The 13,199-nt window shown below is 44.3% G+C and carries 11 protein-coding genes and 1 pseudogene; 10 read left to right on the top strand and 2 right to left on the bottom strand.

Annotated elements, in window-relative coordinates; translation table 11 throughout:
- Positions 1-24: 24 nt before the first annotated feature.
- Positions 25-2,646, bottom strand: a complete 2,622-nt coding sequence (locus BM377_RS03665; RefSeq protein WP_092243902.1) for a flagellin — start codon at positions 2,644-2,646, stop codon at positions 25-27.
- 185 nt (positions 2,647-2,831) lie between these two features.
- On the opposite strand from BM377_RS03665, the gene BM377_RS16490 reads away from it, so the two are divergent.
- Together BM377_RS16490 and clpB are read left to right on the top strand one after the other, a co-directional pair.
- On the top strand, positions 2,832-3,950 hold the full coding sequence (locus BM377_RS16490) for a cob(I)yrinic acid a,c-diamide adenosyltransferase (RefSeq protein ID WP_242948083.1): 1,119 nt from the start codon (positions 2,832-2,834) through the stop codon (positions 3,948-3,950).
- Between the two features lie 168 nt (positions 3,951-4,118).
- Positions 4,119-6,713 carry an ATP-dependent chaperone ClpB gene (gene clpB / locus BM377_RS03655; protein ID WP_092243899.1) on the top strand — a complete coding sequence of 865 codons (2,595 nt, stop codon included), beginning with the start codon at positions 4,119-4,121 and terminating at the stop codon, positions 6,711-6,713.
- Positions 6,714-6,851: 138 nt separating this feature from the next.
- Here clpB and BM377_RS03650 read toward each other — a convergent pair whose 3' ends face one another.
- The gene (locus BM377_RS03650; protein ID WP_092243896.1) at positions 6,852-7,031 is read right to left on the bottom strand and encodes a DUF4250 domain-containing protein; all 180 of its coding nucleotides are present in this window, start codon (positions 7,029-7,031) and stop codon (positions 6,852-6,854) included.
- Positions 7,032-7,216: 185 nt separating this feature from the next.
- Between BM377_RS03650 and BM377_RS03645 the strand changes: the two genes are divergently transcribed.
- From BM377_RS03645 to BM377_RS03610, 8 genes and pseudogenes are all read left to right on the top strand, one after another.
- A complete protein-coding gene (locus BM377_RS03645; RefSeq protein ID WP_092243893.1) occupies positions 7,217-7,942 on the top strand; it encodes a CpsB/CapC family capsule biosynthesis tyrosine phosphatase in 726 nt (241 codons plus the stop codon).
- A 48-nt stretch (positions 7,943-7,990) separates the two neighbouring features.
- Entirely contained in the window at positions 7,991-8,707 is a 717-nt protein-coding gene (locus BM377_RS03640) for a YveK family protein (protein WP_092243890.1), read from the top strand.
- Between the two features lie 30 nt (positions 8,708-8,737).
- Positions 8,738-9,568 carry a polysaccharide biosynthesis tyrosine autokinase gene (locus BM377_RS03635; protein ID WP_092243887.1) on the top strand — a complete coding sequence of 277 codons (831 nt, stop codon included), beginning with the start codon at positions 8,738-8,740 and terminating at the stop codon, positions 9,566-9,568.
- 14 nt (positions 9,569-9,582) lie between these two features.
- Entirely contained in the window at positions 9,583-10,053 is a 471-nt protein-coding gene (locus tag BM377_RS03630; RefSeq protein WP_092243885.1) for a hypothetical protein, read from the top strand.
- Positions 10,054-11,112, top strand: coding sequence for an LCP family protein (locus tag BM377_RS03625; protein WP_092243882.1), 1,059 nt, complete (start codon positions 10,054-10,056; stop codon positions 11,110-11,112). It begins immediately after the preceding gene.
- On the top strand, positions 11,087-11,920 hold the full coding sequence (locus BM377_RS03620; protein ID WP_177223785.1) for a class B sortase: 834 nt from the start codon (positions 11,087-11,089) through the stop codon (positions 11,918-11,920). Before BM377_RS03625 ends, BM377_RS03620 begins: the two co-directional genes overlap by 26 nt.
- A 46-nt stretch (positions 11,921-11,966) precedes the next feature.
- Positions 11,967-12,824 carry a coiled-coil domain-containing protein gene (locus BM377_RS03615; protein WP_092243876.1) on the top strand — a complete coding sequence of 286 codons (858 nt, stop codon included), beginning with the start codon at positions 11,967-11,969 and terminating at the stop codon, positions 12,822-12,824.
- A gap of 174 nt (positions 12,825-12,998) precedes the next feature.
- Positions 12,999-13,199 (top strand): annotated as a pseudogene (locus BM377_RS03610) (IS5/IS1182 family transposase); the annotation flags it as partial.

Genomic DNA, 13,199 nt, shown 5'->3' with positions numbered 1-13,199 from the left:
CGATCCATACATTGAACTTCCTTTTTATTGTAATAATGATAAAACGCCCTGCTTGGACTGGTTGGCCTGAGCAAGCATTGCTTCACCGGCCTGCTGAAGGATTTCATGATTGCGAAGTCTTGTTATCTCGGCGTTCATATCCGTATCACGGATTATAGATTCCGAGTGCTGAGTATTTTCCTGAGCATTTGCGGTGTAATTGTACGCATGCTCGAGTCTGTTCTGTGCCGCACCAAAGCCGGATCTTTCAAGTGATATTTTATCAAGCGCCGCCTTGGTGAGATCGATCGATCCCTGAGATGCTTCCTGTGTAAGAGTGTTTGCGCCGGTCATTCCGATAATGGAAAGACTGAGTGCACTCCAATTTATAGGAATCTGCTCTCCCAATACACCATCGGGGGTTGCCTGTATGATCATTTCTTTTCTCGGAGGAACGATCACAATGTTCATGAAGTCGTATTCATTGACACTATTTCCTCTGAGCGAAGGATTAAAACTTCTTGTGGCGTTTTGGTTAAATGTAAGGTTAAGGTTTACGCTGTCGCCTTTAGCCGCACCGGCTTTATTTATTATATCGTTGTAAGAAACATCATATCTGTAATCAAAAGCACTGAGATTGGACTTGCTGTTGTCAACATAGCTTGAGCTTAAGCTCAATGTACCGCTTGTATGAGAAGTGGTGTCACTTGCAAGGGTTGGAGTGGTTGATTCTTCTGCTGGGATCTGGTGAGCACCGTTTTCAATTATGGCGTTACCCTCGTCAACTCGTTGCCTAAGTTCGTCAAGCTCGGCACCTGTGATCAAGCGGTCGCTCGAATAAGAAAATGTATAGCTTTTTACAGTGTAGTTATATGTTTTGGTCTGAGTATAGTTAGAACTGATATTACGAGTTTCTCCATCCATTGTGCTGTCTCCGAGAGAACCGCTGAAAGCAACATTATAATCTTCACGCCAGGTATAAGTATCAACCCTTTGCATATTGTCGGTTCTGGTTACAGTCATTTCATTTGATCTAAGATAAACTTTTCCGTCATCTGTTTGGTAATAATAGCTTGTCGGATCCGAATAAGTTGTGTTACTGCTTATGGATTTTGGAGTTCCCGTACGCAGTTCATGCTCTGTTTCATTAGTCTTGGTGCTGGCCCAACTGATCTCACCGGTAATACTTGAACCTGTTTGATCGAAGTTACGACCGTATGCTCTTTGCAGAACAAAAGCGTTGTAGTTGTTTGCCGAGATGTTTTTATTATTGTTACTGATGCTGAATCCCAAATTGTTTTCGTTTGTAAGAGATGAATTTCCCGGAGTTACACTTCCGCCAAGATTGGTCTCGTTTATGGCGCTTATAACTTCATCTCTACTCGAAACATCGGCAAGCTTAAAGTTATAGTTGATACTCACGTTATCGAGTGTCTTGTTATAGTTGTATTTTGCATCGGAATCAAAAGTTATGCTGCTTGAGTTGTTGGAATCATTTTCAAGACCCCAGTTGGAAATCGGATAATCTGTACTCTCTGCAGGAGTCCTCGGAACAGGATTACTTGAAATGTTTTTAAAGCTGCCCCATGAGGTTACTCCTGTCGTTGATGTTTCGGTCGAATCATTTCTATCGGTCCTTTTGACAGAAAGACCTTCGGTAGTGGCAAGTATCTCATATTTGTCATCCGCAACATTCTTGTTGGCGTTGGTAACAGTAACGCTATTAACACCATTCGGAAGTGTAAAGATCCTTTTTGATGTTGCAGAAGAAGCCGATATGTTCCAGTATGAAGGCTCGGTGATGCTGTTACCGTTGATGCCTTCAATTATTGAAGAAAGATCGTCGCCTTCTTCTACATCAAAGCTTACTGTGGTTCCGTGATAGTCAAAAGAGTAGGTGCCTGCGTCTGTTCCGTTTCCGCTTATTCCGAGATCCGCCCATGTGGCAACGTCTACATTGTTGACTTTTATACCTGTCTCATCGGCTTTCCACTCATATTTTCTTACGACTTTATCAAGAGATTCTCCCTCTTTAAGGCTTATATGAACCTTTTCACCGTCCCAAAGATCGAATTCCACAGTCTGATCTTTGGTCGAGTTGCCGTTTCCGTCCAGCTCAAGACCTTTTGCGGCTAGCTCATCAAGATTGTATCTGACATTATTAAAGTCCAGACCTCCGATAGTGCCCGGCGCACTGTAAAAGACCTGGATATCATACGGTTCTGTATTGGGAGTAACAGAAGGTGCATAGGGCACCTTAAAGATCTTCATTTCATTAAAAGTAGCGGAACCGAAGACTCTTTCAATCTCGTCCTTTATCTGCTGAACTTCTTCATTGACAAATTCTCTGTCCTTGTCGGTAAGAGTGCCGTTGGCACCTTTTACAGAGAGCTCATTGATTCTCTGAAGCATGTCGTGAACTTCGTTGAGATATCCGTCCGCAACCTGAATAAAGCTGATTCCGTCCTGGATGTTCAGCATGTTCTGCCCCAGTCCGCGAATCTGCCTTCTCATTTTCTCACTGATAGCAAGCCCTGCCGCATCATCCGCAGCACGGTTTATACGATAACCCGACGATAGCTTCTCGGCGGATTTTGCTTTTGTATTTGTTGTAATTCCCAGCTGGCGATGTGCAAACATCGATGCCATGTTGTGCTGTATTACCATACATAACCCTCATAATTGAATCAGTGGATACCTCTATTATATATCGGTGAAAGACGTGCGAAATATTAGTTATAAAAAGTTAATAAATCCAAATCTGTAAAAACCGGTAAGTAGTTGTAAAAAGGCGAAAATAGTTGTAATTTTATTTTGAACCTGTAAAAAGATGTAATGGAGATTGAACGGTCATGACCTTTGAACCTCTGGCGGTTGAGCTTGATGAGAGCGGGATTTCAGGCTTTATCAAGCGTTACCATTTTAAGACAAGTGAGAAAAAAGATATTGTGATGCTATATAGGCAGCTTCATCCGAGAGTGCATGCGAGCTTTCACCATGTGATCGAGGGCGAGACCGTCTATGTTGTCGTTACGCTCGGAGATGCCTTCGATAGCTTTCAGGATTCTCTTTTGCAAAAAGGTGAGATCCAAAAGGCGTTTATCGTCGACTGTCTCGGAACGGAGATGCTCTCGATTGCTTACGAAGAGGTTGATAAAAAGATATTCGAAAAGACCGGACTTTACGTGGGAAGCTATGTCTTTGCGGGCAGCGATAAGATGCCGCTTGAAGAGCTTGCCGCAGTAATGAAAAAGCTTGGACAGAAGATTGTAAAGTGCAACGAATCTTTCGTGCTTGTTCCGAAAAAGAGCGTTGTCTTTTCCGCAAAGCTTCATAAAAAGAGAAGCAGGAAGCATTCAGACTGCGAGAATTGCAGCGCGGTCAGCTGTCCCATGAGAAAAGAGCCGGCTAAGAAAATAGCGGCTTCCAAGGATGATGACAAGAGCGGAAAAGGTCTTATCCATCTCTACACCGGAGAAGGAAAAGGAAAGACCACGGCGGCGATCGGACTTGCCGTTAGGGCAGCAGGCGCGGGAAAGAAGGTTGTCTTTTCACAGTTTATGAAAGGCAGGAAAACTTCCGAGCTTAACAGCCTTGAGCTGATTCCGGGAATTACGATAGTTAGAAGCGAGAAGGAGCTTGGCTGGCTCAAACGAGACGACGAGGCGCAGTGCGAGATGTTCCGCGTGGTTCATAACGAGATACTTGATAAGATCGCAGAGCTAATTCAGAACGGCGAGTGCGACGTGCTCATTATGGATGAGATTACATATCCGTTTAACTACGGTGTTATAGATAAAAAGAAGCTTGAAGATATTATCGACAACAAGCCGGATGACATGGAAATAGTAATGACCGGAAGAAACGCCGATGAGATGCTTTCCGAGAAAGCGGACTACATTACCTACATGGAAAAGATACGTCATCCGTACGATAAGGGAATTGATGCAAGGCGCGGAATTGAATATTGAAGATGCTTTGGCGGACCGATTGCTGTATAAAGGCAATTCGGTCTGCTTTTTTATGTGTTGACATTTAAAATAATCGTGTTATAGTTGTAGTAGAACAAATAGAATTAAGTTCCGTCTGCGCGTAAAAAAGGCGAAACAAGCGCATATTCATCTTTTGAGGAGGAAATTATGAATATACAGAAGTTCACACAAAAGTCCATAGAGGCTGTGAGCGGATGCGAGAAGATCGCCGTTGAATACGGAAATCAGGAGATTGAACAAGAGCATCTGCTCTACGCTCTTATGACAATAGAAGATAGCCTTATCTCTAAGCTTGTAGAGAAAATGGGCGTTGATACAGGTTCTTTTTTAACAAGAATCGAGCAAGGAATCGGCAAGAGAACCAAGGTTCAGGGCGGCCAGCCTTACATCGGAGCGCAGCTTAATAAAGCTCTTTTGTCTGCGGAGGATGAGGCCAAGGCACTCGGCGATGCGTATGTTTCCGTGGAACACCTCTTCCTTGCGCTTATTAAGCATGCCAATAAAGAGGTAAAAGAGATCTTTGCTCAGTTCGGTATCGACAGGAACAGATTCCTTCAGGTGCTTTCCGAGGTCAGAGGTAACAGGAACGTGACGACGGATAACCCCGAGGCTACTTACGATACGCTTTCCAAATACGGAACAGAGCTTGTCGAGAAGGCCAAGAACCAGAAGCTGGATCCTGTTATCGGACGTGATACCGAGATCAGAAACGTTATAAGGATCCTTTCAAGAAAGAGCAAGAACAATCCTGTGCTCATCGGTGAGCCCGGTGTCGGTAAGACAGCGGTTGTTGAGGCGCTTGCACAGAGAATCGCAAGCGGTGACGTACCTTCGGCTCTTAAGGATAAAAAGATATTTTCACTCGACATGGGCGCTCTCGTAGCGGGAGCCAAGTACAGAGGCGAGTTTGAGGAAAGACTTAAAGCCGTTCTTGAAGACGTAAAAGGTTCGGACGGAGAGATAATTCTTTTTATCGATGAGCTTCATCTGATAGTCGGTGCCGGAAAGACAGACGGCGCAATGGATGCGGGAAACATGCTTAAGCCCATGCTCGCAAGAGGAGAGCTCCACTGCATCGGTGCAACAACGCTCAACGAGTACAGACAGTACATAGAAAAAGACGCAGCGCTTGAGAGACGTTTCCAGCCTGTAATGGTTGATGAACCTACGGTTGAAGATACCATCAGTATCCTTAGAGGTTTAAAAGAAAGATACGAAGTATTCCACGGCGTTAAGATCATGGACAGTGCGCTTGTAAGTGCTGCAGTTTTGTCTAACAGATACATTTCCGATCGTTTCCTTCCCGATAAAGCGATTGACCTTGTCGATGAGGCGTGCGCGCTTATAAAGACCGAGATGGATTCGATGCCGGCGGAGCTCGATGAGCTCAATCGTAAGATCATGCAGATGCAGATCGAGGAGGCCGCTCTTAAGAAAGAGGACGACAGCCTCAGTAAAGAGAGATTATCCAACCTGCAAAAAGAGCTTGCCGATCTCAAGGAAGACTTTGATACCAGAAAAGCTCAGTGGGAGAACGAGAAGCAGGCGGTTGATAAGCTTGCGGCAATGCGTGAGCAGATCGATACGATAAATTCGGAGATCGCCATCGCGCAGAGAAACGGTGATTATGAGAAGGCCGGAGAGCTTCAGTACGGCAAACTCCCTGCTCTTAAAAAAGAGCTTGAGGAAGCCGAGGAAGCTGCTCACAAGAAAGAAGCCGACACAACTCTTGTTCATGAGCGAGTTTCAGATGAAGAGATCGCGGGTATCATCAGCAGATGGACCGGAATCCCCGTAAATAAGCTTACTGAGAGCGAGAGAAACAAGACACTTCACCTTGCGGACGAGCTTCACGAAAGAGTAGTTGGCCAGGACGATGCGGTTACAAAAGTATCCGAAGCGATCATGAGATCGAAAGCGGGAATCAAGGATCCGAGAAAACCTATAGGTTCATTCCTGTTCCTCGGACCCACAGGTGTCGGAAAGACAGAGCTTGCAAAGAGCCTTGCACAGTCTCTTTTTGACGATGAGAACAATATTGTACGTATCGATATGAGTGAGTACATGGAGAAGTACAGTGTGTCCCGTCTTATCGGAGCACCTCCCGGATACGTGGGCTATGAGGAGGGCGGACAGCTTACGGAAGCCGTAAGAAGAAAACCTTATGCGGTAGTTCTTTTTGATGAGATTGAAAAGGCACATCCCGATGTCTTCAACATCCTGTTACAGGTGCTTGACGACGGACGTATCACGGATTCTCAGGGAAGAACCGTAGATTTTAAGAACACGATCCTTATCATGACTTCCAATATCGGTGCGCAGTACCTGCTCGACGGAATAAGTAGTGACGGAAGTATCAGTGAGGAAGCCGAGAAAGAGACAATGGAGGATCTTAGAGCACACTTTAGACCCGAGTTCCTCAACAGACTTGATGAGATCATCATGTTCAAGCCTCTTACAAAAGATAACATCGGCGGAATCATCGAGCTTATCATAGATGACCTTAACAAGAGACTTGCGGACAGAGAGATTTCCATAAGGCTTTCACAGGAAGCAAAGGACTACGTTATAGACAACGCGTACGATCCGATCTACGGCGCAAGACCGCTTAAGAGATACATTCAGAAGTACGTAGAGACATTGTCGGCGAGACTTATTCTTGAAGATAAGGTTCAGCCGCACGATACGATAGAGTTCGGCGTGGAGAACGGAGAACTCGTAGCAAAGAGCAGCAGAGCATAAAGAAAAAGCTCGCGAAATATAAGAAAAACGAAAAATCCCAAGGGCAGCTTATAGAGGGTAAGCTTAAATGCTCTTGGGATTTCCCGTTTTTGGGTTTATGTTGGTTTAAAGTGCTTCGTGTTTAGGTGAAAAGAATTCTCAAACGAACTGATTTCTTTTCTCGTCATACGTAAAACCTGCGTCTGACAACTTTTTTATAATATTCTCAAGCTCCTGTGCGCTTATGTCCATATCGTCGGCAAGCGCATCAAGGCTGCTATACATGTCTCTTAGCTTCATGTTCAAAAAACTGAATAACATGATCGGATCTTCCGGCATCTTTCCACCTCCGGGAGTGTGATAAGCGGACTGCTCCGCTTCTTTTTTAAATCATAAAATCATTATACCCCAAAACCCAAGATGTTGGGAATGTTTTTTTATTACCACATTATATTGAAACGGCTCATTTTTAAGGTGTATAATAAATGTGAGTTATTGCCTAAAAATAGCAAAGAGAGAATGAAATGCAAGCATCTGTCGATATACACTGTCACATAATGCCGGGAGTTGACGACGGCTCTCGGGATATGGATACAAGTTTAAAGATGCTGGAGATAGCAGCAAGGGAAGGCATCACGGACGTTATTCTTACGCCTCACCATAAGCCACTGCATCACAACGTGAGTGTCGAGCGCAACAAGATCTATACCAAGAGGCTTAATGAAGCGGTAAGGAGCGCCGGCATCGACATCAGATTGTATTCCGGAAATGAAATATATTACAGCGATGAGACACAGAGACAACTCGAAGAAGGAATGATATGTACACTCGCAGATTCAGAGTATGTTCTTGTAGAGTTTCATCCCACCAATCCATACAGAGCTATAAGCAATGCGGTCTATCAGATCCAGGGCGCCGGTTTTATTCCGATAATAGCGCATGTTGAGAGATACAGCGATATAGTGTCACACCCTGCTTATGTGGAAGAGCTTATAAACAAAGGCTGTTATATTCAGGTTAACGCCTTATCCGTCATGGGTAAGTACGGCTTTGGAATAAAGCTTTTTGTAAAAAAACTTCTCAAGAACAGGCTGGTGCATTTTGTCGCTACGGATGCTCATGATACCAAGAGAAGAGCACCGTACATGGCCGATTGCAGATCATATATTCAGAGAAAATACGGCAAGGATTATGCAGACAGGATCTTTTATGAGAACCCTATGAGCGTCATCCGCGGCCGGATAATATAGCTTAGAGCGGCACTGCGCAGGCCCGGTGCGCGGCAAGCATGGAGGAGCATGGACAGAAAAGAAGACATAATTGAAATTAATCTTGGCGAGCTTTTGTCTGTCATATTGGGAAGAGCTTTTTTGATCATCAGCGCCGGACTGTTTTTTGCGCTGGCAGGTCTTTTTGTCAGTAAGTTTGTTCTTCACCCCACATATGAATCGACCACCAAGATTTACATATTGAATAAAGAGGAAAATCAGACCGTTACTTATTCGGACGTTCAGATTTCAACGCAGCTCACACAGGACTACGCAGAGCTCATTAAGAGCAGATACGTGCTTGAAGAGGTTGCGCAGAGACTCAATCTCGTGGACATAACCTATGAAGATCTCGCGGACGTTCTCAAAGTAGATACACCTTCGGATACGCGTATCGTTTCGATCACCGCAAGGGACGAGGATCCTTTGATGGCGATGAAGATCGCGAACTGTATCAGAGAAGTTGCGAGTGAGCACATCACCAACGTTATGGATATCGATGCCATCAATGTTGCGGAGACTGCTAACGTTCCTACCAAGAAAGCTAGTCCCAGAGTCGGAAGATGGACTGTTATCTCGGGATTTTTGGGCGCGGTCATTGTTGCGTTCTTTGTTGTGCTCGGATACCTTCTCGACGATACGATCAAGAGTTCCGATGATGTCGAGAGATACTTGGGACTCAGCACGATAGGCCTTATCCCGCTTTCTCTTGAAGAGCAGGGAAAAAAGAAATCTAAGAAAAAGTAAATTTGTTGGGTAAACAGAAACGGAGATTCTATGCAGAGCGCGAAGCTTCATTTCAGTCAGGCGGAAAACAATTATCAGGTAAAAGAAGCATATAAGACCCTTCGCAGTAACGTTGAGTTCAGCGGACAGAACGTACGGGTTATCTCGGTCACGAGCTGTACTCCGGGTGAAGGAAAGACTACGGTTGCCATGGCTCTTGCGAGAGCTTTTGCCGAGGCTGGCAAAAAGACGATACTTGTCGACGCCGATATGCGTAAGTCAGTTCTTGTCGGACGTTACAAGACAGGCTCCGTAAGGCTTGGACTTACACATTGTCTTGTTGGAAGAGAGAGGCTCTCCAGCGTCATCTGCGAGACCGACACACCCAATCTTTATGTGATATTCAGCGGACCTGTTCCTCCCAACCCCAGTGAGCTTTTGGGTGGAAGGATCTTCAGTAAGGTCCTTGAGAATATGAAGCAGGTATTTGATTATGTAATCATTGATACGCCTCCACTCGGAAGCGTTATTGACGCAGCCGTTGTTGCCAAGCAGTGCGACGGCACGATCATGGTCGTTGAGAACAATGCTATCAGCTACAGATTTGCTCAGAGAGTTAAGGATCAGCTTGATAAAGCGGGAGCCAAGATGCTTGGCGTTGTGCTTAATAAGGTCGATCTTAACGGTAAAGGTTATTACGGTCACTACGGACATTATTACGGCAAGTACTATGGTAAGTATTATGGCAAATATTATGGCAACGGCGGTGACAGTGACAGTAGTTCAATGACAAGACCCAAGGCACCGGAACCCGATATCGGACTTGACGATGATGATCTTGATGAGCTTAATTACCTCGCAGGAGTTACGAGGAAAGACTGATTTGGAGGAGACAAGTGAGAGGAAATATTCTCGGAATATTTTTTACAATATTAAGCGGGGTTCTTGCGGCGCTTATCGTTATCGCTTACGGAAGAAGCGACAAACTAGCGCCTGAGTTTAGATTTTCCGCGGTTGGATTTGTTTATGATTCCAAGACAACAGACAAGGATCTGATACAGGGTGTCAACGCCTACGATTCCAAGGACGGAGACATGACAGGCAGGATCGTTGTCGAAAAGGTTGTTCTTAACAGAGACGCGGAGACAGCGGTTGTTTACTATGCGGTAGCGGACTTTAGCGGCAATGTTGCCAAACAGTCACGTGTTTTTCCCGCAGACATCAGAGATATAGATTTTAACGGAGATTCATCTGAGACTATGGAGGATCCTCTTTTTCCCAATATGGTCCCGGACGGAACACAAGGAGAAGGAGCTGTTGAAGGCGCGAGTGCAGAGGGCGCCTCTACAGATGATCAGGAGCAGTAAATGAGGGGAAAAGGAAAAGTTTTTCTCATTATCTGGGCAGTGTTCATGACGTTTGTTGCGGGTGGACTTGTCGGATTTGAGATAATGAGAGTAATGGGAAAAGCAAATCTGGGTTCCAAATCGGCCACATCGGCGCCGATGATGGGACAGCAAGATCCCAATGTTGTTTCGAATGCAAGCGCGGAATGGCAGGATGACTGGATCACATATAACGGTGATGTATATGATTACAATGAAGATATAATTACTTTTTTAATAATGGGAATAGACAAAGATGATGAAGTTGTCTCGAAGGTATCTGAGGGAGGCGAAGGAGGACAGGCAGATGCGCTGTTTCTTCTTGTTCTCAACCCGCACACTCAGAAGATAAGCATTATAGGCATCAACAGAAATACAATGACCGATGTGGATGTTTATGATGAATACGGAAGATATCAGACTACGGTAGAAGCGCAGATTTGTCTGCAACACGGTTTCGGTGACGGAATGGAAGAATCCTGTGAATATCAGGTGAAGGCGGTGTCCAGTCTTTTTTACCAGCTTCCGATTCACGGCTATGCTGCTATAAATATGAGCGCGATTCCTACGATAAACGATCAGGTCGGAGGAGTTGATGTTGTTGTTCTCGAGGACCTCACAAAGTTTGATAAGACACTGAAAAAGGGCGCCGAAGTTCATCTTGAGGGAAAGACGGCATATCATTACATAAAGAGCAGAGATATACACATATCGGGCTCAAACAGCTCAAGGCTTGAAAGGCAGAAACAGTATATAAATGCTTTTATAAATGCTGCCAGAATTAAGTGCAGTGAAAATAATAATGCTGCAGTGGAGCTTTTTACGGCGATCGGAAGTAAGATGGTAACGAATATATCCGCTGATGAGATCTCATATCTTGCTCCGTATCTTGTATCGTATACGTTTAATGCAGATGACATCATATCAATTGACGGTGAAACTTCCAGAGATGGCAAGTATGAGGAGTTTAGAGTTGATGATGCAAGCCTCTATGAGACTATAATAGATGTTTTTTATGAAAAAATTGATCAAGCAGGCTAATGAAATGTATACGAAAAGACGATATAGAATAATAGAGATGATAGCCGTAAAAGGACTCTTTTTACCGCTGATGGTAGTTTTTCTTATCGGATGTTCACGGAAGGATACAGATGCCGGACGTAACACCGCTTATGAAAAAAGTGCTCTTCCGACGGAGCAGAAAACCGGATTTGAAGACATCAGGAGCTTAAATGAGGATGCTTTTGCATGGCTATACATTCCGGGGACGGATATAAATTGTCCCATTCTTCAGGATTCTGAAGGTGATGATTCTTTTTACAAAAGTCATAACGAGTACAAAGAGCCTGATGAAAACGGGGCTATCCATATCGAGGCTGCAAATCTTAATGACATGTGTGACTTTAATGAAGTCATTTACGGATCGTCGCCTAAGGATGGAACCGGATTTGCGCAGCTCAACAATTTTTTGGATAAAGAATATTTTGATGAGCACGAGTATGTACATGTATATATGGAGGATAACTCCCTTATATATTATATAATTGCCGCTTATATCCGTGATGATACAAAGCTTCTTGCACAGTATGATTTCACATATGCTTCCGGATGTATGGAGTTTATCAATGAGATCTACAGAAAAGGAGATGATTCTAAGATTATCAGGGATGGCTGCGAGACGGGGCTTAAACCCGAACATTTCCTTATTACGCTTACTACGGACAGCATCGATGAACCGGGAAAGCAGACGGTGGTTATCGGATGTCTGATGGGGGACGTAGCCGGGAAAATTGACAGAGATGTTGATTACGGAGATGAAGACGACATTAATATTCAGGCTGAATGGTAACAGAAGGATAATGTTGTTTAGATAAAAGAACGGAGGCAAAAAAATTATGAAAAAGATTCTGGCTCTTACAGTTGCAGGTACACTTTTGGTGACGAGTTCCGTATGTGTTTTTGCTGCGGAGGATACTACCGGTGAGAATACAGTTACGGAGGCAAATTCTGACGTGGATCCCAGCCCGACTATAAAGGGGTTACAAGACAAGCTCAAAAAACAAGAAGAACAGGCTCAGGCTGATAGGGAAAAGGCTGAAAAGGACAAAGCCGAACTAAATCAGAAGATTGGTGAGCTTAAATCAGTACAAGAGGAACTTAGTAAGAAACTTGCCACTCTCGCAAATGATAATAAAGAACTCGAACAGAAGAAAGCACAACTGACAAAGCAGCTTGAATCAACAAATAAGAGTCTTAGCGCAGCTGTTACAGCAAAGGAAAAATACGAAGAAAAATATAAAAATGCGACAGCCGCTCCCAAGAGAAGAGAGACTCCTTCAAGAGAACAGGTGCTTAGCAGAAATAACGCTGTCGGTGACGGAGACGGCGGATACGTTGCTCAGGGCGGACATGTTCAGATCAACGGCGGAAAGAGCAATGTTACATTTACACTTTCAGCTCCCACAGCAGGTGTTCTGAGTTCTGCAAACAAGTATGCAAACAGTGTCGGCGGAACACTTCTTCACTGCGTAACAACAAGCTCACCCGGAGTTTCGTTTAAGACAGCGGTAGTAAATTTCACTATTACCGGCGTAAGTGCAAACGACTCAATTGCAGTATACCAGCTTCAGGGCAAGAATTGGGTTCAGGTAATGGTTACATCCATTACAGATAACCACGTAACCGTAAACCTTACACAGCACGGACCTCTCGCTTTCGTAAGAGTTGCAGCGGTTGCAACTGCAACAAATTGAGATTGATAATAGAAAGCCACGCTTTATGCGTGGCTTTCAGACTGTAGACAAAGTCCACGGCAAATGCTGTGGATTTTTCTTTTAAAAAGTGTCACAAGCCCTGTATTTATCTGGGATTGAGGCACTTTTTATGGTATAATAAAAGTATCAAAGTTGTGGATGGGGATAGCCTTTATGATGACTTCTAATACCGAAAGAAAGCGTGAACAGATGCAGTTTGTGAGCATGGATGATCTGGTACCTCAGGATCACATGCTCAGGCTTATTGATAAAGCAATTGACTGGTCATTCATATATGACCTTGTTGAAGATAAGTATTCATCAGATATGGGCAGGCCCAGCATGGATCCTGTCACACTCATTAAAATCCCTTTC

It is taken from the genome of Butyrivibrio sp. INlla21 (assembly GCF_900116875.1).
In the GTDB taxonomy this organism is placed as follows: Bacteria; Bacillota; Clostridia; order Lachnospirales; family Lachnospiraceae; genus Butyrivibrio.
Note: the sequence above shows the minus strand (reverse complement) of the source record. Positions and strands in the feature narration are given on the sequence as shown.

What these genes read in the sequence shown, in the direction of transcription:
- BM377_RS03625 (WP_092243882.1), top strand. Translation starts at nt 10,054, where the DNA reads ATGAGGGGAAAAGGAAAAGTTTTTCTCATTATCTGGGCAGTGTTCATG.
- BM377_RS03620 (WP_177223785.1), top strand. Translation starts at nt 11,087, where the DNA reads ATGAAAAAATTGATCAAGCAGGCTAATGAAATGTATACGAAAAGACGA.
- clpB (WP_092243899.1), top strand. Translation starts at nt 4,119, where the DNA reads ATGAATATACAGAAGTTCACACAAAAGTCCATAGAGGCTGTGAGCGGA.
- BM377_RS03645 (WP_092243893.1), top strand. Translation starts at nt 7,217, where the DNA reads ATGCAAGCATCTGTCGATATACACTGTCACATAATGCCGGGAGTTGAC.
- BM377_RS16490 (WP_242948083.1), top strand. Translation starts at nt 2,832, where the DNA reads ATGACCTTTGAACCTCTGGCGGTTGAGCTTGATGAGAGCGGGATTTCA.
- BM377_RS03650 (WP_092243896.1), bottom strand. Translation starts at nt 7,031, where the DNA reads ATGCCGGAAGATCCGATCATGTTATTCAGTTTTTTGAACATGAAGCTA.
- BM377_RS03615 (WP_092243876.1), top strand. Translation starts at nt 11,967, where the DNA reads ATGAAAAAGATTCTGGCTCTTACAGTTGCAGGTACACTTTTGGTGACG.
- BM377_RS03640 (WP_092243890.1), top strand. Translation starts at nt 7,991, where the DNA reads ATGGACAGAAAAGAAGACATAATTGAAATTAATCTTGGCGAGCTTTTG.
- BM377_RS03635 (WP_092243887.1), top strand. Translation starts at nt 8,738, where the DNA reads ATGCAGAGCGCGAAGCTTCATTTCAGTCAGGCGGAAAACAATTATCAG.
- BM377_RS03665 (WP_092243902.1), bottom strand. Translation starts at nt 2,646, where the DNA reads ATGGTAATACAGCACAACATGGCATCGATGTTTGCACATCGCCAGCTG.